Here is a 19,449-nt window from a genome sequence, read left to right as displayed (position 1 = left end):
CGCACTTTTCCCCTATTCCCCTGCCCCACCCCTTGCCTCTACTATCGAAATCGAGGGATGCCATGGCATCCCGTTTTCTCCCCAGGGAAAGCACAACGATAACAAGCGAGTGAAAGGGGAAATTATGATTACACACATCAATCCCGTGGGCAGCATGGACCTGCTGTCCCAACTTGAGGTGGATCGCCTCAAGCAGACCGCCTCCAGCGATATCTATCAACTGTTTCGCAACTGCTCGCTGGCGGTGCTCAACTCCGGCAGCCACACCGACAGCTCCAAAGAGATACTGGAGCGCTTCAAGTCCTTCGACATTCATGTGATCCGGCGCGAGCGCGGGGTCAAACTCGAGCTGTTCAACGCCCCCGAGCACGCCTTCGTCGACGGCGAGATCATTCGCGGCATCCAGGAGCACCTGTTCTCCGTGCTGCGCGACATCCTCTATGTCTCGACCCAGCTGGAATCCAACCGCCTGGTCAACCTGACCAACTCCACCCACATCTCCAATGTGGTGTTCGCCATCCTGCGCAACGCCAAGGCGATCCTGCCGGGGGCTGACCCCAACCTGGTGGTCTGCTGGGGCGGTCACTCCATCAACGAGGTAGAGTACCAGTACACTCGCGCCGTGGGCAGCGAGCTGGGCCTGCGAGAGCTCAACATCTGCACCGGCTGCGGGCCTGGAGCCATGGAAGGGCCCATGAAGGGGGCCGCCGTCGGCCACGCCAAGCAGCGGGTGCGCAATGGCCGCTACATCGGCCTCACCGAACCCTCCATCATCGCCGCCGAACCGCCGAACCCCATCGTCAACGAGCTGGTGATACTGCCGGACATCGAGAAGCGACTGGAGGCCTTCGTGCGTCTGGGACACGGCATCATCATCTTCCCGGGCGGGGTCGGCACTGCCGAGGAGCTGCTCTATCTGCTCGGCATCATGATGCACCCGGCCAACGAGCGGCAGCCCATGCCCATCATACTGACCGGGCCGAAGGAGAGCGCCGACTACTTCCGCGCCATCGACGACTTCGTCAAGGCCACCCTGGGTGAACCGGCCACCAGCCTCTACCGCATCATCGTCGGGGATGCCCCGGAAGTGGCGCGCGTGATGAAGGAGGCGATGCCGAAGATCCGCGAATACCGCAAATCGGTGGGGGATGCCTACTCCTTCAACTGGTCCTTGCGCATAGAGCCGGAATTCCAGCTGCCGTTCGAGCCGGATCACGCCAGCATGGCAAGCCTGGATCTGCACCGCAACCAGCCGCCCCAACTGCTGGCGGCCAACCTGAGGCGCGCCTTCTCCGGCATCGTCGCCGGCAACGTCAAGGAGGGAGGCATTCGCGCCATCGAGAAGAAGGGCCCCTTCAAGCTGCACGGCGACAAGGAGCTGATGCACCTGATGGACAGGCTGCTGGAGAGCTTCGTCAGGCAGCAGCGCATGAAGCTGCCTGGCAGCCAGTACATCCCCTGCTACGAAATCGTGAAATAAGGGCGCAGCGCCCGTGATGACAGGAGGGGCCCAGTGCCCCTCCTTCACTTCCCGGCCCTGGCGTCCGGGGTTAGCATGACGCCCATCCCTTGTTACAATGGGCCGTCCCGACCGCCAAGAGTGCTCCCTGCCATGCAACACCTCAGGCCACACCTGCTCATCATCGATGCCCTCAACCTCATCCGCCGTCTGCACGCGGTGCAGGCCCAGCAGGCACTGACCCCGGCCCAGGCCCTGATCGCCACCCGCGCCAACCTCATCAATACCTGCAAGAAACTGCTGACCGGCAGCGAGCCGACCCATGTCATCGCCGTGTTTGACGGCGAGGTGCACAGCTGGCGCAAGGAGATCTATCCGGCCTACAAGGAGGGGCGCACTCCCATGCCACAGGAGCTGAGGGAGGGGCTGGCCGACTTGCAGGACGCCTTCTGGGAGTGCGGTGTGGATGCCCTGCTCTCCCAGACCGACGAGGCGGACGATCTCATCGCCACCCTGGCCAGCGGCATTGCCCAGCACGGTGCCAGGGCCACCATCATCTCCACCGACAAGGGCTTCTGCCAGCTCATCTGCCCGCAGATCCGGGTGCGAGATTACTTCAACAAGCGCTGGCTGGATGAGGCCTTCGTCCGGCAGCAATATGGCGTCGCCCCTGCGCAGCTGGTGGACTTCTGGGCCCTGACCGGCATTGGCGGTTCCAATATCAAGGGCGTGCCGGGCATAGGGCCAAAGACGGCGACCCAGCTGTTGCAGCAATATGGCGATCTGGCCGCCATGCTGGACGCCTGCCAGCAAGAAGACGCGGGCAAGCCTCTGCTCAAATTGCGCCAGAACCGGGAAGAGGCTCTGCTTGCCCAGCGGCTGGTGCGGCTGCAGCAGGACATTCCCCTCGGTTTCAATCTGCGGGAGATCCGCTATCCACCCGAGCCCGATTCGGAGGCGTGATCCCCGGCACACAATTCCCCGAAACAGGCCGTGCCTGTTGACATAAATGGGAAAAATGTAAAGAAACATGGAGGAAGTGGTGCAAAAATGGTATAAAACCGCCGAATCCTCCCCCTCTGTTCCCTAGAAGTGGATACGTCTCATGTCAAAAAGAAAAATTACCGTCATTCCGGGCGACGGCATAGGCCCCAGCATCATCGAATCCGCCATCCAGATCCTGACCCACGCCGGCTGTGATTTTGACTATGACTATGCCGATGCCGGTCTGGTCGCGCTGGAGAAGCACGGCGAGCTGCTGCCCCAGGCCACGCTCGATTTGATTGAGAAGAACAAGGTCAGCCTGAAGGGCCCGCTCACCACGCCGGTCGGCGGCGGCTTCACCTCCATCAACGTCTCCCTGCGCAAGAAGTTCAACCTCTACGCCAACGTGCGTCCGGTGATCTCCTTCAAGGGCACCAGGAGCCGTTACGACAACATCGACATCATCACGGTGCGTGAAAACACAGAGGGTATGTACTCGGGCGCCGGCCAGAAGCGCAGCGATGACAACCAGAGCGCCGAGGCGATGAGCATCATCACCCGCGACGGGGCTGAACGCATCGTCACCTTCGCCTTCGAGCTGGCGCGCCAGGAAGGGCGCAAGAAGGTCACCATCATCCACAAGGCCAACATCCTCAAGTCCACCTCCGGTCTGTTCCTGGAAGTGGCGCGCGAGGTGGCTGCCCGCTATCCGGATATCCAGAACGAAGAGATGATCGTCGACGCCGCCTGCATGAACCTGGTGATGTACCCGGAGCGGTTCGATGTGATGGTCACCACCAACCTGTTCGGCGACATCCTCTCGGATCTCTGCGCTGGTCTGGTGGGGGGCTTAGGCATGGCTCCAGGAGCCAACATCGGTGAGGGCGCCGCCATCTTCGAAGCGGTACACGGCTCGGCGCCGGACATCGCCGGCAAGAACATCGCCAACCCGACCTCGGTGATCCTCGCCTCCATCCAGATGCTGGAATACCTCGGCATGCAGGACAAGGCCGAACGCATCCGCGAGGCAGTACGGGCGACCATCGAATCCGGTGATCGGGTGACCCGGGATCTGGGGGGCACGGCCTCCACCAGCGAATTCACCCAGGCCATCATAGACCGTCTATAAATCATATCTAACTGATTGATTTAAAAAGGGAGCTTCGGCTCCCTTCGTTTTATGCAGGATCCCCCTACCTCCCTCGTCAGATGAATACTATGTTCATATGAGGGATAAGGAGATCCACTATGCGTGCTACCTTCATCTTGCTGATCTTCAGCAGCAGTACCATGGCATTAGACAGGCCCATCGACAACGCCTGGTTGACACCGCCCCCTCAGTTCGAGCAACCGGCCAAGCAGACCTGGCGGTCCACCATAGATACCAACGACCTGCTCAAGAGCCCCAAGCCGCTCTCCCTCGGCGTGGACATCATGACCGACAGCAACGGCACCCAGCGGATCACGGCCTACCAGAAACTCAATCTGACGGCCGAGAAGAGCGTGAGCCTCTCCTTCGAAAAGCACAAACCCAGGATCAAGTTCAATGCCGGCGGTATCAACACGGCGGTCAAACTCCGGGGTGACGGCGTCAAGATGCAGTTCAACCCCACCGACAAGACCATTCCGCTTCAGGTCGAGCTCAAGATCACCAATGACGAGTCCATGATGCGTTTCGACTACCGCTTCTGAGGGCGCCAGAAAGCAAAAACCGGACGGGGCTACCCCCGTCCGGTTTTTTTGGCGTCACCCCAGGTGACGCGGGTGCCCGAATCAGGACTTGGGTTCGAGCTTGGAGACCCAGAACTTGTTGTAGACGTGCACCGTGATCTCTTCGCGATCGTGGTAGAGCTGCTTGGCCTGGATCACGAACGCATTGTCGATCTCCTTGAGCATCTCCCGCAGCACCTCGATATTGTGCACCGCCTCGGCATAGCGCTTCTTCATCGGCAGCTTGAGGTTGAACATGGCCTCCTGGCAGTCGTTCTCCCTGAACCAGTCGGCGATCATGTGAACCACCCGCGCCGGCTTGTCCACCATGTCACACACCAGCCAGTAGGTGTTCTTCTTGCCTGGCCGCCAGACGAAGCCGTCATCGCGAATGTGCTTGACCTGGCCGGTATCCATCAGAGACTGGGCCATGGAGCCGTTGTCCACCGCGGTCACCATCATGCCACGGCGCACCAGCTGATAGGTCCAGCCGCCCGGGCAGGCGCCCAGATCGACGGCCTTCATGCCGGAGGTGAGACGCAGCTCCCACTCTTCCCGCGGCACGAACACATAGAAGGCCTCTTCCAGCTTGAGGCTGGAGCGGCTCGGGGCGTCCGGCGGGCAGCGCAGGCGCGGAATGCCCATGTGGAATTCGGAGTTGTTGAAGGAGTAGGAGTACCCCAGCAACAGGTGATCATTGGCCATGAAGAAGGCGTGGAACACCGGACGGTGCGGCGTCTCCTTCTTGGTCAGGATCTCGTTGCCGCGCAGCGCCTGGCGCAGCGGCACGGTGAACTTGCGGCAGAAGGCAGAGAGCTCCTTCGCCTCGTTGGTATCGGCCGTTTCCACCCGCAGATCGCCACAGATGGCATAGTCACGGGTCGCCTCTATGATGGGGGAAACCCGATCGGAGAGGTCCAGATCCTTCAGCTCATGGGTCACCACCAGCATCTGGCGGATGAAGATGAGTTCACGGAACGGCAGCTTGCGGGCCAGCAGATCCGCCTGCTCCTCGTCATACAGCTCAAAAATCACGTAACCGCTGTCGTCCTTGACCCGGGCGAAGCCGTAGCACTGCATGTTGCTGGCTCGTTCGGTGATCTCTGCCGCCGCCTCTTTCTCAAAACCCGGGCGGCAATAAAGCAGCAGATTATTCATTTTTTCCTCCAAGACGACAGCCGGCCCATATCAGAGCCGCCCATCCCAACATAAAACAGAGGCCACCGGCCGGGGTGATGAACCCCAGCCCCTTGCTGCCAAGCAGCACCATGGCGTAAATACTGCCGGAGAATCCCAGGATCCCCAGCACAAAGGTCGTGCCTGCAAAGGTAATCACCTTGCTACGCACACCGCACCACCCCAGCACCAGCAGGGCCAGGGCGTGAAAAAACTGATACTGCACCGCGGTGTTGAACGCAGCCAGCAGTGAAGGGGCTATGCCGGTCGCCGCCAGCCCGTGAGCCCCATAGGCTCCCAGCATGGTGGCCGTCAGGCCGAAACAACCCGCCAGCACCAGCCAATGTCGATGGACTTGCATCCTCTATCCTCGTTCTCTGCGCGCGGCCATCCCTTCAGACGCACCGGGACGGGGTCGCCGCGATAAACTCCTTGATCCGCTCCGCAGCCTCGCGCAGGTTCTCCTGCTCGCTCACGCCGCTGGCCTTCCTCGGCTTGAAGCCATGATCCCCATCGGTCAGCCAGTGGACCGATACGGCGGAGGAGAAGGGGAAATCGGCCAGCTCGGCGCGAGAGCCAAAGGTGTCGCGCTCCCCCTGCAGCAGCAGGGTCGGCGTCGTGATCTGCTTGAGCACCTCACCCCGCCAGCGGTCGGGGCTGGCCGGGGGGTGGAAAGGATACCCGAGAATGAGCAATCCTGCAGCATTCATCTCGTCGCCCCCTTCGTGATAGAGCTCGACCGCCATCCGCCCCCCCATGGACTTGCCCGCCAGAAACAACCTGGGGTGGGCAAACGCACGCACCATCTCGCGCCAGTGGGCGAGCAGCACGGGCTGCCGGTCCGGCGGCCTGCGCTTGCCGTCCAGGGCCCGCTTGCTCATGTAGGGAAAGTTGAAGCGCACCACCTCGATATCCGGCCCCGCCAGCAGGCGCGACAGCTCGGCGAGAAAGGCATGATCCATGCCGGCGCCCGCACCGTGGGCCAGCAGAATGCGAACGGGGGCGTCGCTCGCCCCCTCTCTTGTCACATCCATCCCCTCAGGCATCGGCGAGACGGGCCCGGCGACGGGCCTCCTCCTGCTCCACCAGCTCCAGCATCCAGTCGCGGAAGGCCACTATCTTGCCCTGATCGGACTGCTGTTCCTGGCACACCAGGTAGAAGGCATTCTTGCTCACCAGCACCTGCTCGAACGGGCAGATGAGGCGGCCCGCTTCGATCTCGGGCTGGGCCAGCACGCTGTGACCGAGCGCCACCCCCTGACCGTGGATCGCCGCCTGGATCACCATGGTGGAGTGGCTGAAGATGGGCCCCTGGTTGACGTTCGGGGCGTCGATGTCGAGCTGACGGAACCAGGCCTTCCAGTCGCGTCGGGAGGTGTCGTGCAGCAGGGTGTGCCTGGTCAGATCCTCCGGGGTGCGCAGGGGCTTGGGGCCGGTCAGCAGCAGCGGTGAACAGACCGGGATCAGGTACTCGGTATGCAACTTGTCAGAGCGCAGTCCGGGCCAGTTGCCACGGCCGTAGTAGATGGCCACGTCCACGTCGTCGGTCAGGGATCCCTCGTCCATGTCCACCGCTTTGATCCGCACATCGATGTCGGGGTGACGCTCGCTGAACTTCACCAGCCTAGGCACCAGCCACTGGATGGCGAAACTCGGCTGCAGGGAGACGGTGAGCGCCCCCTTGGCGCTGCGGGCCAGCAGCTTGTCGGTGGCCTCGGAGATGGAGGCGAAGATGTCCTTGATGTCGAGGAAGTAGCTCTGCCCCTCCTCGGTCAGCAGCAGGGAGCGGTTCTTGCGACGGAACAGCTTGATGCCGAGGTACTCCTCCAGCGCCTTGATCTGGTGACTGATGGCGGCCTGAGTCACAAACAACTCTTCTGCTGCGCGGGTAAAGCTTAAGTGGCGAGCCGCTGCTTCGAATGCCTTCAGGGCATTGAGCGGGGGTAAACGACGAGACATGACACCAGCCGACGATGAGTTTTTCTAATGGGGCGCATTATAAATTGTCGGTTGCGGGTCGACCAGTGAATAAACATAATTCGCCACGCAATCCGTTGCCATATGGCTCACACCTTCTCTTCCATGTTGGTTTACATGTGGTTTTTGTGAGTGGGCCGACAACGGTTGTGGTGTTGTGTTTCTTCCTCTGCGGGAAGAAGGGCTAAATCGATGCGATTTAACCCAGTCTGTCATCTGAATGTGTTTGGCGCCTCCGGTTGGATGGCGCCTTTTTTCTTATCTCTATACCCTGAACTGCCCCACCAGTTGCTGCTGTTTATCCGCCAGTTGCGACAACTCGCGTCCGTTGTCGGCAGAGCTCGCCGCCTCGGCCCGGATGGTGTGGCTCACATCGCGAATATTGCTGACGTTGCGATTGATCTCGTCCGCCACTCCGCTCTGCTCTTGGGCCGCCCTGGCTATCTGCTCGTTCATCTGATGGATGGTGCCGACCGCCTGGATGATCTGCTCCAGCACGCTGACCGACAGCTCCACCTTGCCAAGCGTCACATCCGCCTGGCTGTGGCCCGTCATGATCGCCTTGACCACCGCCTCGGTGCCCGACTGCAGCTCGGTGATCAGCGTCTGGATCTCGATGATGGCATTCTGGGTGCGACCGGCCAGGTTGCGCACCTCGTCGGCCACCACCGCAAAGCCGCGACCCTGTTCACCGGCCCGCGCCGCCTCGATGGCGGCATTGAGCGCCAGCAGGTTGGTCTGCTCGGCTATTCCCTGAATGACGACGAGGATATCGTTGATGTTGTCGCTGTTGGCGGCCAGCCGCTCCACCACGGGCTTGGCATCGCTGATCACCGCCATCAGCCTGGACATCGCCTGCTGGGTATCGGCGACCACGGATTTGCCCTCCTGGGCCGCCATGTCCGCCTGGTTGGCCGCGCTCACTGCCGAGCTGGCATTGCCCGCGACCTGCAGGGCGGTGGCGCTCAGCTCCTCGAACGCCGTCGCCACCAGATCCACCTCCTGATACTGGGCTTGCATGCCGGCACTGGTACGAGCGGCCCCTTGCGCCGCCAGCGCCGCGCTGGCCCGGGTACCGGCCACGGTATCGATCACCTGGCTGATGGTGGACTGCAGCTTGTCCAGGAAGTTGTTGAACCACTTCGCCAGCTCGCCGATCTCATCATCGCGACGCAGGTCGATGCGCTGGGTCAGATCACCCTCGCCGCTGGCGATGTCCTTGAGGCGGGCCACCACGGTGCGGATGGGAGCGACGATGCGCTGGGCCATCAGCCAGATGCAGAGCAGGGCAAGGGCTGAGATGGCCCCGCCGATCAGCAGCTGGGTGGCGACGCTGCGCTGGGACTGGGTCTCCAGCTCATCCTGCAGTTGCAGGGCGGAGGCGAGCACCACGGCCCGGGGCAGTTCGATGTAGATGCCCCACTGACGATCCGTCCCGCGCATGCTGACCGGCACGAAGGTCTGCAACAGTGCGCCATCCGGGCTCCAGCGCGTGACTACCTCCCCCTTGGCGAGCCAGCTGTTGAGATCCGCCGCCAACCCCTGCTGCGCCAAGGTATCCCCAAGGGCGACCTTGAACCCTTCGACCCCGGCCACCCGCCCCTCGTGACTGAGCAGCAGCACCTTGCCCTGCCCGTCATAGAGCGTCTTGTCCATCTCCTCCACCAGGCTTTGCAAGGTGGCCAGCGAGATGTCGACCCCGACCATGCCGAGCAGATTGCCCTGCTCCAGCAAGGGGGCCGTCACCGAGGTCATCAGCACCTGCCGGGAGCCCACCTCGTCCACATAGGGATCGAGCAGACAGAGAGCCTTACTGCGAATGCTGCAGCTGTACCAGTCATTCTCCAGGCCGCCGTGCCCGGACGGCTTGTCGTTGGCCAGCAGCGCCTCGTCCATCACCTCCAGGGTCACCTTGCCATCGACTCTGGCCCAGTAGCTGGAGAAGCGTCCCTTGTCGTTGGCTCCGAGCGCCGTCGAGCCCTGATAGTTGTCATCTTCCCCATCGAGCTGGTTGGGTTCGAATACCGCATAGACCCCGAGCAGATTGGCCGACGACTCCGCCGCGTCCTGCAACTGCTGGTTCACGGCACTGCGCAGCGCCTCGGAGTGAACGAAGTTGTCCGCCGCGTTCTTGCGCTGGAACAGGATGCCCTCCGCCAGCAGGGTGGCCCTGAAATAGGCCTCGTCGAGGTAGCTGGTCACTCTGGCCGCCTGGGTGGCCCCCATGGCCTTCATCCAGTTTTCTGCCGCGTGCTGCCCCTCCAGGGTGGTGGAGGTGAGCACTTGTTCCTGCATGCGCGCCGCGTTGAAGAGGGAAGAGGCGACCAGTGCGGCGGCACTGGCCAACAGGCAACAACCGGCGATCAGGGTGATCCGCCCCTGAACAGAAAGAGAACTCATGCCACATTTCCTGACGTCTAAAGATGTAAGTACTGTATCGGTTTTGGAAACAAAAACTTAACCAAATCAACTGAGATCCAGGCTGAGTTGATTGATTTCCCCGGCCCCGGGCAGTCCCACCACCAGCCCGAGCAGACGAATGGGTTTTCCTTGAGACCGTTGCAGCCCCTCGTGCAGCAGATCGTGGAAACGGGTCGCCTGGTAGCTCCCCTTGCGATAGACGGTAGTCTGGTGGAAATCGGCAAACTTCAGCTTGATCCCCTGCCCCATCAACGCCTCCGCAGGGCAAGCCCTGGCAAAGCGCAGCTCCAGCTCGGGAATGAGCCGGCCGAGCACGGCCCGGCAGGCGGCTTCATCCAGCACGTCGCTGGCGAGCGTCGTCTCCACCCCTATGCTCTTGCGTATCCGCCGGGCCTGCACCGGCTGATCGTCATGCCCCCAGATGCGACCGGCGAGCATCTCCCCGAGCTTGCCGAAACGGCTCACCAGCTCCTCGTTGCCGAGCTGGCGGGCATCCTCGCAAGAGTAGAGCCCGAGGGACTCCAGCCGTTCCGCTGTCTTGCGGCCGATGCCGGGCAGTTTGCCAAGGGGCAGCTGGCGCACGAACTCGTCCACCTCCTCTGGCCTTATCACGAACAGGCCATCCGGCTTGCGCTGCTCGGAGGCGAGCTTGGCCAGGAACTTGTTCGGCGCCACCCCGGCCGAGGCAGTCAGCCCCAGTTCGAGGGCGATGGCGGCGCGGATCTCGGCCGCCATCAGGGTGGCGCTGCCGCCGCAGTGGGGGCTGTCAGTGACATCGAGGTAGGCTTCATCGAGGGAGAGCGGCTCCACCTGCTCTGTGTAGCGCAGGAAGATGGCTTGCAACTGGCGGGAGGTCTCCTTGTAGACGGTCATCCGCCCGGGGATCAGCACCAGCGGCGGACAGAGCTTCCTGGCCAGGGCGCTCGGCATGGCGGAGCGCACCCCGAAGCGGCGCGCCACATAGTTGCAGGTGGATATGACGCCGCGCCTGTCGGCCGAGCCGCCGATGGCGAGCGGTACTTCCCGTAGGGCCGGATTGTCCCGCATCTCCACCGCGGCGAAGAAGCAGTCCATGTCGATGTGAATGATCTTGCGCATGTCAGAGTCTGTTGAGCTGTCGGCACCTGCCGCACGGTTGCGACACATGGTGCAGGTTGAGGCAGGGCTCATCCCGGTGAGCCGGAGGTCACGTCTCGCAGGGTCGCCACCAAGAGCCTGGTTGCGTGCCCCCCGTCACAGCCATGATGAGACGTCAAACACCACTGTATGAATAACCAGTTAGCATCCCATGCTACCCCAGCCCTGTCATTTCTGCCAGCGCACGGGAGGAGGCGGGCGGATAGACTCTCAAGGCATCATCCACATGGAACTCAAGGAGGAGAGAGATGAGAGCAATCTGGCCGGGACTCTGCCTGCTGCTGCCACTGACGGGCATGACCAAGGACCATCCGACCGCCGAGTGCAGTTGGCTGTTTGAACGTATCGAGATACTGGAGAAGGCCATCAAGCAGGGGGACGAGCTGGGCACGAGGGAGGAGTTGGCAAAGCGGAAGGTGGAGTTTCGCAACAAGGCCTGCAGCCAATACGATTACTGAACGCCATGAAAACGCGAGCCGACCCGGGGTCGGCTCGCGTGCACTCGATGCCCCCACAAGCGGGCGTTCGCCCTCAGAGGATGCGGTTATCCACCAGCATCTTGCGACGGGCCTCTTCCTTGGCCATCTTCTTCTTGCGATTGTCGCAGGGCTCCGGGCAGTCACACTCCTTCTCGATCCCTATGGTGCCGAGACCGCCACAGGAGCCGGAGATGGTCTTCTTCTGGAAGATGTAGCCGATGGCCATGGCCACCACCACCACCAGAAACACCCCGAAGGTGATCAGAAAGATCTGCATGGTATTACCCCTTACTGTTCAACCAGATACAGCTCAACGGCATCCGGCTACAAGATTCTTCGATACCGCCATCCCGGTGAGTGATGGCTGCCTCTTGACGATTAACCGGGCTGCTTGGCCAGGTAGGGCTTGAAGGCATCCGAGTAAGCCTCCTCGAAGCCATCGTCCGTCTTGGTGATCACGAAGATGGCCAGACCCCGCTCCTTGGCATAGGCCAAGCTCTTCTGAGTCCCCATGACGGTCAGCGCCGTGGCCAGCCCGTCTGCGGTCATGCAGGAAGGGTGGATCACGGTGACCGAGACCATCCGATGGGTGATGGGCTTGCCCGTCAGCGGATCTATGGTGTGGGAGAAGCGCTTGCCATCCAGCTCGTAGTAGTTGCGATAATCCCCCGAGGTGGCGACGCCGTTGTCCCCGGGCACTATCACCTCCTGCACCGAGCCGGCATTGGCGGTCGGCTTCTCGATGGCGACGCGCCAGGGGTGACCCTTGCCGTTGACGCCATTGATCCGCAGCTCGCCGCCGATCTCCACCAGGTAGTTGCGCGCCCCCAGGGATTCCAGGTACTCGGCCACCTTGTCCACCCCAAAGCCCTTGGCGATGGCGGAGAGATCCACGTAGAGGTCCGGGATATCCTTTTGCAGGGTGTCAGCGTCGACCGAGGTTACCACATGCAGATTGCCGAGGCCCGTCTTCTGCCGGGTCTGGGTAATAAGCTCGTCGGATGGCACCTTGGTCGGTTTGGCATCCGGCCCAAAGCCCCACAGATTGACCAGGGGGCCCACGGTGACGTCCAGCGCCCCGCGGCTCTCGCGACCAATGTGAATGGCCTCGGTCACCACCCGAGCGGTGTCACGGGAGACCACCAGCGGGGTACTACCCTTGTGCTGGTTGAAGCGCGACAACTCGGAATCCGGGCGATAGGTGGACATCTGATCGTTGACCCGCTCCAGCAGGACATCGACCTCGGCTTGCAGCTTGGCGGCATCCGTGACGGCGGCATCCGCCACCTTGATGGAGTAGTAGGTGCCCATGGTGCTGCCGGTGATGTGGATCTCCGGCTTGGATTGGACCGATTCCTGACCGCACCCCGTCAAGAAAAAGGCTAGCCCGAAGGCTAGCCAGGTCTTTACAACACTGTGCATGGATTAACCACCAAAGTCATCCAGGAGGATGTTCTCGTCTTCAACGCCGAGGTTTTTCAGCATGTTGATGACGGCAGCGTTCATCACGGGAGGTCCACACATGTAGAACTCGCAATCTTCCGGCGCCTCGTGGTTCTTGAGGTAGTTCTCGAACAAGACGTTGTGGATGAAGCCGGTGTAGCCATCCCAGTTGTCTTCCGGTTGCGGATCCGACAGGGCGACGTGCCACTGGAAGTTGTCGTTCTCGGCGGCCAGCATGTCGAAGTCTTCGACATAGAACATCTCGCGCTTGGAACGGGCACCGTACCAGAAGCTCATCTTGCGCTTGGTCTTGAGCCGGCGCAGCTGATCGAAGATGTGGGAGCGCATCGGCGCCATACCCGCACCACCACCGATGAACACCATCTCGGCGTCGGTGTCCTTGGCAAAGAACTCGCCGAACGGACCTGAGATGGTCACCTTGTCCCCAGCTTTCAGGCTGAAGATGTAGGAGGACATCTGGCCGGGAGGCGCAGTCCAGTTGCTGGGCGGTGGAGTCGCGATCCGCACGTTCAGCATGATGATGCCGAACTCTTCCGGATAGTTCGCCATGGAGTAGGCACGAATGATCGGCTCGTTGACCTTGGACTCCAGCTCGAAGATCTTGAAGCGATCCCAGTCCCCGCGATACTCCTCGGGGATGTCGAAGTTCTTGTACTGCACGTGGTGGGCAGGGGCTTCGATCTGGATATAACCACCGGCGCGGAACGGTACGCTCTCGCCATCGGGGATCTGCAGCTTGAGTTCCTTGATGAAGGTGGCCTTGTTGTCATTGGAGATGACGGTACAGTCCCACTTCTTCACGCCGAAGATCTCTTCCGGCAGCTCGATGTCCATGTCGGAACGGACGGTGACCTGACAGGCCAGACGCTCGCCATGACGGGCTTCGCCCTTGCTGATGTGATCCAGCTCGGTCGGCAGAATGTCGCCGCCGCCGGCCTTGACCCGCACCTTGCACTGACCGCAGGAGCCGCCGCCGCCACAGGCGGAGGATACGAAGATACCGCTGCCGGCGAGCACGCCGAGCAGCTTGCCACCCGCCGGGCTGGTGACAGCCTTGGCCGGGTCGCCGTTGATGCTGATTGTCACGTCACCCGCGGTCACCAGCTTGGACTTGGCGAACAGAATGACTGCCACCAAGGCCAGCAGGATCACGGTGAACATGACCACACCCAGAATAATTTCCATCTATATTTCCTTTCCGATTACAGGGAAATACCAGAGAAGGACATGAAGCCCAGCGCCATCAGACCCGCGGTGATGAAGGTGATGCCAAGGCCGCGCAGGCCTTCCGGAACATCGGAGTACTTCATCTTCTCGCGGATCCCCGCCATCGCGACAATGGCCAGCATCCAGCCTGCACCCGACCCCACGCCATAGACTACGGACTCCACGAAGTTGTAGTCACGCTGCACCATGAAGGAGACACCACCGAAGATGGCGCAGTTCACCGTGATGAGCGGCAGGAAGATGCCGAGGGCGTTGTAGAGCGCCGGGAAGTATTTGTCCAGCGCCATCTCCAGGATCTGCACCAGGGCCGCAATCACCCCGATGAAGGTGATGAAGCTCAGGAAGCTGAGATCCAGGCCGGAGACCAGGGCACCGTCTTTGAGCACGTAGTTGTAGATCAGGTTGTTGGCCGGAACGGCAACGGTCTGCACCACGATAACGGCAATGCCGAGGCCCATGGCGGTCTTGACCTTCTTGGACACCGCCAGGAAGGTACACATCCCCAGGAAGAAGGAGAGCGCCAGGTTTTCGATGAAAATCGAACGAATCAACAGACTCAGATAGTGTTCCATACCTTAATCCTTTGCCTCCACCTGCTTGGGATCCTTGGTGCGCACGCCCCAGATGATCAGACCAATGATGAAGAATGCACTCGGCGGCAGCAGCAGCAGGCCGTTAGGCACATACCAGCCACCATTGTTCACCAGCGGCAGCAGCTCGATGCCGAACCAGGTGCCGGAGCCCAGGATTTCACGCACCGTGGCCACGACCAGCAGCACGGCGCCATAACCCAGGCCGTTGCCGATGCCGTCCAGGAAGGAGGGCAGCGGGGCGCTCTTCATGGCATAGGCTTCGGCACGACCCATCACGATGCAGTTGGTGATGATGAGGCCGACGAACACCGACAGTTGCTTGGAGATGTCATAGGCATAGGCCTTGAGCACCTGGTCAACCACGATAACCAGCGAAGCAATCACCGCCATCTGGGCGATGATCCGCACGCTGTTCGGGATCTGGTTGCGGATCAGGGAGATGAACAGGTTGGAGAAGGCGGTGACCGCGGTAACGGCCAGCGTCATCACGAACGCCGTCTTCATCTGGCTGGTAACGGCCAGCGCGGAACAGACACCCAGCACCTGCAGTGCGATGGGGTTGTTGCCGAGCACAGGCGTCAACAGCAATTTTTTCATTTCGCTCTTGTCAGCCATTGTTGATTTCTCCTGCACGTACCTTGGCCAAGAAGGGACCGAAGCCCTTGGGGCCCATCCAGAAGTCGAAGGTGTGCTGTACGCCATTACCGGTCAGGGTTGCGCCAGACAGGCCGTCGATTTCATGCTCGGAACCAGCCGGAGCATGGCCCTTGATCACCCGCAGCGCAGGCTGACCGTCCTGATCGAACAACTTCTTGCCGACGAACAGCTCGCGCCAGGCCGGGTTCTCGATCTCGCCGCCCAGACCCGGGGTTTCACCGTGGTCATAGTAGGTGATGCCCTTGATGGTCTGGCCATCGGCCGCTACCGCCACGAAGGCATACATGGTGGACCACAGACCCTGGCCGTAGATCGGCAGGATGATGTTGTCGACCTTGCCCTCGGCATCCTTCGCGAAGAACACCGGGATCAGCTTGGAGATCTGACGCAGACCGGCCTTGTCGTCGGCAGGCGCCAGGCGAACACTCTTGGCCGGATCTTTGGCCGCCAGCTTGGTGTCGAAGTTGTCGGCATCGCCGTCAACAAATTCACCGGTGGCCAGATCCACCAGACGCGCTTCAATCTTGTCGCCATACAGCTGGGCCAGGTCACGCTTGGCTACCGAGCTGACATCGACACCGGCAACGGACAAGATGTTGCTTTGCTTGTCCAGCGCCTTGTTTTCCAGCTGGGCCGGACGCAGACCCACGGCGGCCACGGAGACCACGATGGAGCAGACCAGACACAGACCGGTCACTACGGCGAGAGTGCCGGTAGTAGAGTCTTTATTAAACGCCACGTGCGATCCTCCGCTTGATGTTCGCCTGCGCCACGAAATGGTCAAACAAGGGGGCAAACAGGTTGGCAAACAGAATGGCCAGCATCATGCCTTCCGGGAACGCGGGGTTCACGACACGGATCAGCACGACCATGACGCCGATGAGGGCGCCGTACCACCACTTGCCCTTGTTGGTAAAGGCGGCGGAAACAGGATCGGTTGCCATGAAGGCCATGCCGAAGGCGAAGCCGCCCAGCACCAGATGCCAATGCCACGGCATGCTGAACATGGGGTTGGTATCGGAGCCGATGACGTTGAACAGCAGGGAGGTCGCCACCATGCCGATCATCACACCGGCGATGATGCGCCAGGAGGCGATCCGCATGTAGACGATCATGGCCGCACCGATGAGGATCATCAGGGTGGAGACTTCACCGATGGAACCTGGCAGGTTGCCGAGGAAGGCATCCATCCAGCTGATGGCTTCGCCGGTGGCACCGTTGATCAGCGCCATCTGGCCGCCCTGGGCCCACTGGCTCAGTGCAGTCGCGCCCGAATAGCCGTCAACGGCCACCCAGACGGCATCGCCGGAGATTTGACCCGGGTAGGCGAAGAACAGGAACGCACGACCCGCCAGGGCCGGGTTCAGGAAGTTCTTGCCGGTACCGCCGAACACTTCCTTGGCCAGCACCACGCCGAAGGTAATGCCGAGCGCGGCTTGCCACAAGGGCAGCTCGGGCGGCACTATCAGGGCGAACAGGATGGAGGTCACGAAGAAGCCTTCGTTGATCTCGTGCTTGCGCACCATGGCGAACAGCACTTCCCAGAAGCCACCGACCAGGAACACGGTCAGGTAGATGGGCAGGAAGTGCGCCGCACCGATCAGCATCTTGCTGCCGATGCCGGCCACGGCCGGATCCAGCGAGGCACCCAGCAGGGTCGCTATGGTGTATTGCCAGGTATCGGCACCGGCCGCGCTGCCCAGATGGGCGATGGCGGCGATGGACTGATTGCCGACGTTGTACATGCCCCAGAACATGGCCGGGAACACGGCCAGCCACACCATGATCATCATGCGCTTCAGATCGATCGCATCACGGACGTGGGCGGCATTGCGGGTCACGGACCCGGGGGTATAAAACAGGGTATACGCCGCCTCGAACAGGGCATAGTACTTGGCGTACTTGCCACCCGGCTCGAAGTGATGTTCCATATTTTCAAGAAGTTGCTTGAAACTCATCGCTTAACCTTCCAGTTCTATCTTGGTCAGGCACTCACGCAAGACTGGGCCGTACTCTGTCTTGCCGGGGCAGACAAAGGTACAGAGCGCCAGATCTTCCTCATCCAGCTCCAGGCAACCGAGCGCTTGTGCGCTGTCGGTGTCGCCGGAGACCAGATCCCGCAGCAGCAGGGTCGGCAGGATGTCGAGCGGCATCACGCGCTCATAGTTGCCGATAGGCACCATGGAGCGATCACTACCGTTGGTGGTGGTAGTGAAGTTGATGAGTTTGCCCTTCATCAGATGAGAGAGGGTGGTACGGGTGATGGAGAACTTGTCGGCACTGGGTTTGACCCAGCCCAGGAACTCTTTCTCACGACCTTCACCCAGTACGCTCACCTGATTGTGGTAACGACCCAGGTAGTCATGAACCCCTTCGGCCTTGGCACCGCTGAGCAGGGAACCGGAGATGATGCGATTCTCGTCCGCACGCAGCTCGTTGTTGGTCAGCTGGCTGATGCAGGCGCCCAGACGGGTGCGCAGCAGACGCGGCTTGATCACGTTCGGGCCGGCCAGGGCGATCACCTTGTCGGTGAAGATCTGACCAGTGGTGAACAGCTTGCCGTAGGCGATCACATCCTGATAGTTGATGTGCCACTGCACTTTCTTGGCACCGACTGGGTCCAGGAAGTGGATGTGGGTACCGGGCAGGCCGGCAGGGTGCGGGCCGACGAACACGGCTTCCTTGACCTGGGCCAGGGAGGCGTGCGGCAGGCTCGCCTCGCCCTTGCAGACATGGACGGTGCCATCGGTCAGGCGGCTCAGCACGCTCAGACCGTCGAGGAAGGCCTGGGCCTGTTCCTTGATGATGATCTCGGCGTTGGCGGCCAGCGGGTTGGTGTCCATCGCGGTGACGAAGATGGCACGCGGGGCAGAGCCCACTGCCGGCACCTTGCTGAATGGACGGGTACGCAATGCGGTCCATTGGCCTGATGCGACCAGGATCTCCTGCACCTTGCTGCGCTCGAGCTGTGCCAGCTCGGCAGACGCAAAGTGTTCAAAGGTCACCTGCTCGTCAGAACCATCGATGTCGATGACAACGGATTGCAGAACACGCTTGGCACCACGGTTGATCTCAGTAACCACACCGGTGGCAGGGGCCGTGAATTTAACGCCGGGATTCTTCTTATCTTCGAAGAGCTCCTGACCTTTAATGACGCGATCACCTACTTTGACGAACATAGTAGGACGCATCCCCACGAACTCTTCGCCGAGTGTAGCAACACGGGTGATGGCCGGGCCATCGTAGATTACTTGCTCCGGAGCACCCAGCACGGGGATGTCCAGTCCTCTTTTAATTGTAATCATACTCACTTGCACTACCGTTAAGGGAAGACAGGTTGGTTAGCGCCGAGAAATACATCACGACGAGTTGTTGAATGAGCCCGTCAACATCACGGAAAACTGTCGAAGAAACAAACAAATCAGCAACATACAGGATCATTCAAAAGCGCCTGAGTTTACCACCTTAGACAAGTCAGTCGCCACGCCAAATGGGGAAAATCCCCGTCCTATCACAAAATTAACCTCTACTGAATATTTCCCTTCCATCCCTGCAAGCCGTGGTTTTAAAGGATTTTTTGTTTTAATACCCATATAGAGGTAATTTTATCCATCCCTGGAGTTGATTAGAAAAAGTAATCATTACCCTGATCCAATGCACTCAGGTGCCGGCGGCTGGTGCGACGGCCCCATCATGACAATTTTGTTGATTAATCGACAATTGGGTAATGAAAAGGTCAAAGGCTCAGGCAAAGGGGGACTTGCTGACACAGCCCGGGGTCTTGGGGGCCTGCTCACGGGCCTGCCACTCCGCCTCGGTATAGGTATGCAGCGCCAACGCATGGATGGCCCCTGCCAGCTCCTCTGCCAGCACGCCGTTGACCTGACGATGGCGCCCCAGCAGGCGCTGCCCCTCAAAAGCCTGGCTCACCACTATGACCTTGAAGTGGCTCTCGGATCCCGGCTCCACCCTGTGCATGTAGCTCTCGTTGATCACTTCCAGATGACTGGGGGACAAGGCGGCGGCCAGTTTGGCCTCTATCTGTTGTTGCATGCTCACGGGCAAGACTCCCTCGTTGGATATCCGGCCATTGTAGCCAGGGTTGCATGCCGGATGCATCAGGCCCGCTTTAAATAGAAGGAGGCCGGGCGCCTACTCTCTGCGG

At 60.9% G+C, this 19,449-nt stretch carries 20 protein-coding genes; 5 read left to right on the top strand and 15 right to left on the bottom strand.

The genetic code is table 11. From position 1 onward, the window contains the following. Positions 1-124 precede the first annotated feature (124 nt). From ppnN to KW824_RS10445, 4 genes are all read left to right on the top strand, one after another. Positions 125-1,480: a nucleotide 5'-monophosphate nucleosidase PpnN gene (ppnN, locus tag KW824_RS10460; protein WP_041206266.1), complete on the top strand. Its 1,356-nt coding sequence runs from the start codon at positions 125-127 to the stop codon at positions 1,478-1,480. A gap of 132 nt (positions 1,481-1,612) precedes the next feature. Further along, positions 1,613-2,422 (top strand): flap endonuclease Xni, encoded by an 810-nt coding sequence (xni, locus tag KW824_RS10455; RefSeq protein ID WP_218409738.1) that lies wholly within the window; start codon positions 1,613-1,615, stop codon positions 2,420-2,422. 142 nt (positions 2,423-2,564) lie between these two features. Further along, entirely contained in the window at positions 2,565-3,572 is a 1,008-nt protein-coding gene (locus KW824_RS10450; RefSeq protein WP_005330735.1) for an isocitrate dehydrogenase, read from the top strand. Between the two features lie 119 nt (positions 3,573-3,691). Then, entirely contained in the window at positions 3,692-4,135 is a 444-nt protein-coding gene (locus KW824_RS10445) for a hypothetical protein (protein ID WP_043130933.1), read from the top strand. A gap of 81 nt (positions 4,136-4,216) precedes the next feature. Here the strand turns inward: KW824_RS10445 and rlmM are convergent, their stop codons facing one another. From rlmM to dinB, 6 genes are all read right to left on the bottom strand, one after another. Continuing rightward, positions 4,217-5,311: a 23S rRNA (cytidine(2498)-2'-O)-methyltransferase RlmM gene (gene rlmM, locus KW824_RS10440; protein ID WP_025327941.1), complete on the bottom strand. Its 1,095-nt coding sequence runs from the start codon at positions 5,309-5,311 to the stop codon at positions 4,217-4,219. After that, complete coding sequence (locus tag KW824_RS10435) at positions 5,304-5,690, bottom strand: DUF423 domain-containing protein (RefSeq protein ID WP_218409737.1); 387 nt, start codon at positions 5,688-5,690, stop codon at positions 5,304-5,306. The genes rlmM and KW824_RS10435 overlap by 8 nt, the downstream gene beginning before the upstream one ends. Positions 5,691-5,724: 34 nt before the next feature. Next, entirely contained in the window at positions 5,725-6,363 is a 639-nt protein-coding gene (locus KW824_RS10430) for an alpha/beta family hydrolase (protein ID WP_371316615.1), read from the bottom strand. Positions 6,364-6,367: 4 nt separating this feature from the next. Then, positions 6,368-7,288: a transcriptional regulator GcvA gene (locus tag KW824_RS10425; protein ID WP_042649544.1), complete on the bottom strand. Its 921-nt coding sequence runs from the start codon at positions 7,286-7,288 to the stop codon at positions 6,368-6,370. A 282-nt stretch (positions 7,289-7,570) separates the two neighbouring features. After that, positions 7,571-9,706 (bottom strand): methyl-accepting chemotaxis protein, encoded by a 2,136-nt coding sequence (locus KW824_RS10420; protein WP_218409735.1) that lies wholly within the window; start codon positions 9,704-9,706, stop codon positions 7,571-7,573. A gap of 66 nt (positions 9,707-9,772) precedes the next feature. Then, on the bottom strand, positions 9,773-10,825 hold the full coding sequence (dinB, locus tag KW824_RS10415; protein WP_043130924.1) for a DNA polymerase IV: 1,053 nt from the start codon (positions 10,823-10,825) through the stop codon (positions 9,773-9,775). A 287-nt stretch (positions 10,826-11,112) separates the two neighbouring features. On the opposite strand from dinB, the gene KW824_RS10410 reads away from it, so the two are divergent. After that, positions 11,113-11,322, top strand: a complete 210-nt coding sequence (locus KW824_RS10410) for a hypothetical protein (protein WP_042649547.1) — start codon at positions 11,113-11,115, stop codon at positions 11,320-11,322. A 73-nt stretch (positions 11,323-11,395) separates the two neighbouring features. Here KW824_RS10410 and nqrM read toward each other — a convergent pair whose 3' ends face one another. The 9 genes from nqrM to KW824_RS10365 all read right to left on the bottom strand — a co-directional run bounded on the left by nqrM (position 11,396) and on the right by KW824_RS10365 (position 19,337). Continuing rightward, positions 11,396-11,620 (bottom strand): (Na+)-NQR maturation NqrM, encoded by a 225-nt coding sequence (gene nqrM, locus KW824_RS10405; protein ID WP_005330718.1) that lies wholly within the window; start codon positions 11,618-11,620, stop codon positions 11,396-11,398. A 101-nt stretch (positions 11,621-11,721) separates the two neighbouring features. Further along, on the bottom strand, positions 11,722-12,765 hold the full coding sequence (locus tag KW824_RS10400; RefSeq protein ID WP_042649548.1) for an FAD:protein FMN transferase: 1,044 nt from the start codon (positions 12,763-12,765) through the stop codon (positions 11,722-11,724). 3 nt (positions 12,766-12,768) lie between these two features. Beyond that, positions 12,769-13,992 carry an NADH:ubiquinone reductase (Na(+)-transporting) subunit F gene (nqrF, locus tag KW824_RS10395; RefSeq protein ID WP_005330715.1) on the bottom strand — a complete coding sequence of 408 codons (1,224 nt, stop codon included), beginning with the start codon at positions 13,990-13,992 and terminating at the stop codon, positions 12,769-12,771. Between the two features lie 17 nt (positions 13,993-14,009). Then, a complete protein-coding gene (gene nqrE / locus KW824_RS10390; protein ID WP_005330713.1) occupies positions 14,010-14,606 on the bottom strand; it encodes an NADH:ubiquinone reductase (Na(+)-transporting) subunit E in 597 nt (198 codons plus the stop codon). A gap of 3 nt (positions 14,607-14,609) precedes the next feature. Continuing rightward, positions 14,610-15,242: an NADH:ubiquinone reductase (Na(+)-transporting) subunit D gene (locus tag KW824_RS10385; protein WP_005330711.1), complete on the bottom strand. Its 633-nt coding sequence runs from the start codon at positions 15,240-15,242 to the stop codon at positions 14,610-14,612. Then, complete coding sequence (locus KW824_RS10380) at positions 15,235-16,023, bottom strand: Na(+)-translocating NADH-quinone reductase subunit C (protein ID WP_025327949.1); 789 nt, start codon at positions 16,021-16,023, stop codon at positions 15,235-15,237. The genes KW824_RS10385 and KW824_RS10380 overlap by 8 nt, the downstream gene beginning before the upstream one ends. Beyond that, positions 16,013-17,242 (bottom strand): NADH:ubiquinone reductase (Na(+)-transporting) subunit B, encoded by a 1,230-nt coding sequence (locus KW824_RS10375; protein ID WP_042649549.1) that lies wholly within the window; start codon positions 17,240-17,242, stop codon positions 16,013-16,015. The genes KW824_RS10380 and KW824_RS10375 overlap by 11 nt, the downstream gene beginning before the upstream one ends. Positions 17,243-17,245: 3 nt before the next feature. Then, complete coding sequence (locus KW824_RS10370) at positions 17,246-18,589, bottom strand: Na(+)-translocating NADH-quinone reductase subunit A (protein ID WP_218409734.1); 1,344 nt, start codon at positions 18,587-18,589, stop codon at positions 17,246-17,248. 439 nt (positions 18,590-19,028) lie between these two features. After that, positions 19,029-19,337, bottom strand: a complete 309-nt coding sequence (locus KW824_RS10365) for a BolA family transcriptional regulator (protein ID WP_041204526.1) — start codon at positions 19,335-19,337, stop codon at positions 19,029-19,031. Positions 19,338-19,449: the final 112 nt, after the last annotated feature.

Source organism: Aeromonas sp. sif0611 (assembly GCF_019218845.1).
In the GTDB taxonomy this organism is placed as follows: Bacteria; Pseudomonadota; Gammaproteobacteria; order Enterobacterales; family Aeromonadaceae; genus Aeromonas; species Aeromonas media.
This window is presented reverse-complemented; position numbering and strand designations above follow the sequence as displayed.

Excerpts from the sequence above, each read along its gene's own strand:
- ppnN (WP_041206266.1), top strand. The coding sequence starts at position 125 with ATGATTACACACATCAATCCCGTGGGCAGCATGGACCTGCTGTCCCAA.
- xni (WP_218409738.1), top strand. The coding sequence starts at position 1,613 with ATGCAACACCTCAGGCCACACCTGCTCATCATCGATGCCCTCAACCTC.
- KW824_RS10450 (WP_005330735.1), top strand. The coding sequence starts at position 2,565 with ATGTCAAAAAGAAAAATTACCGTCATTCCGGGCGACGGCATAGGCCCC.
- KW824_RS10445 (WP_043130933.1), top strand. The coding sequence starts at position 3,692 with ATGCGTGCTACCTTCATCTTGCTGATCTTCAGCAGCAGTACCATGGCA.
- rlmM (WP_025327941.1), bottom strand. The coding sequence starts at position 5,311 with ATGAATAATCTGCTGCTTTATTGCCGCCCGGGTTTTGAGAAAGAGGCG.
- KW824_RS10435 (WP_218409737.1), bottom strand. The coding sequence starts at position 5,690 with ATGCAAGTCCATCGACATTGGCTGGTGCTGGCGGGTTGTTTCGGCCTG.
- KW824_RS10430 (WP_371316615.1), bottom strand. The coding sequence starts at position 6,363 with ATGGATGTGACAAGAGAGGGGGCGAGCGACGCCCCCGTTCGCATTCTG.
- KW824_RS10425 (WP_042649544.1), bottom strand. The coding sequence starts at position 7,288 with ATGTCTCGTCGTTTACCCCCGCTCAATGCCCTGAAGGCATTCGAAGCA.
- KW824_RS10420 (WP_218409735.1), bottom strand. The coding sequence starts at position 9,706 with ATGAGTTCTCTTTCTGTTCAGGGGCGGATCACCCTGATCGCCGGTTGT.
- dinB (WP_043130924.1), bottom strand. The coding sequence starts at position 10,825 with ATGCGCAAGATCATTCACATCGACATGGACTGCTTCTTCGCCGCGGTG.
- KW824_RS10410 (WP_042649547.1), top strand. The coding sequence starts at position 11,113 with ATGAGAGCAATCTGGCCGGGACTCTGCCTGCTGCTGCCACTGACGGGC.
- nqrM (WP_005330718.1), bottom strand. The coding sequence starts at position 11,620 with ATGCAGATCTTTCTGATCACCTTCGGGGTGTTTCTGGTGGTGGTGGTG.
- KW824_RS10400 (WP_042649548.1), bottom strand. The coding sequence starts at position 12,765 with ATGCACAGTGTTGTAAAGACCTGGCTAGCCTTCGGGCTAGCCTTTTTC.
- nqrF (WP_005330715.1), bottom strand. The coding sequence starts at position 13,992 with ATGGAAATTATTCTGGGTGTGGTCATGTTCACCGTGATCCTGCTGGCC.
- nqrE (WP_005330713.1), bottom strand. The coding sequence starts at position 14,606 with ATGGAACACTATCTGAGTCTGTTGATTCGTTCGATTTTCATCGAAAAC.
- KW824_RS10385 (WP_005330711.1), bottom strand. The coding sequence starts at position 15,242 with ATGGCTGACAAGAGCGAAATGAAAAAATTGCTGTTGACGCCTGTGCTC.
- KW824_RS10375 (WP_042649549.1), bottom strand. The coding sequence starts at position 17,242 with ATGAGTTTCAAGCAACTTCTTGAAAATATGGAACATCACTTCGAGCCG.
- KW824_RS10370 (WP_218409734.1), bottom strand. The coding sequence starts at position 18,589 with ATGATTACAATTAAAAGAGGACTGGACATCCCCGTGCTGGGTGCTCCG.
- KW824_RS10365 (WP_041204526.1), bottom strand. The coding sequence starts at position 19,337 with ATGCAACAACAGATAGAGGCCAAACTGGCCGCCGCCTTGTCCCCCAGT.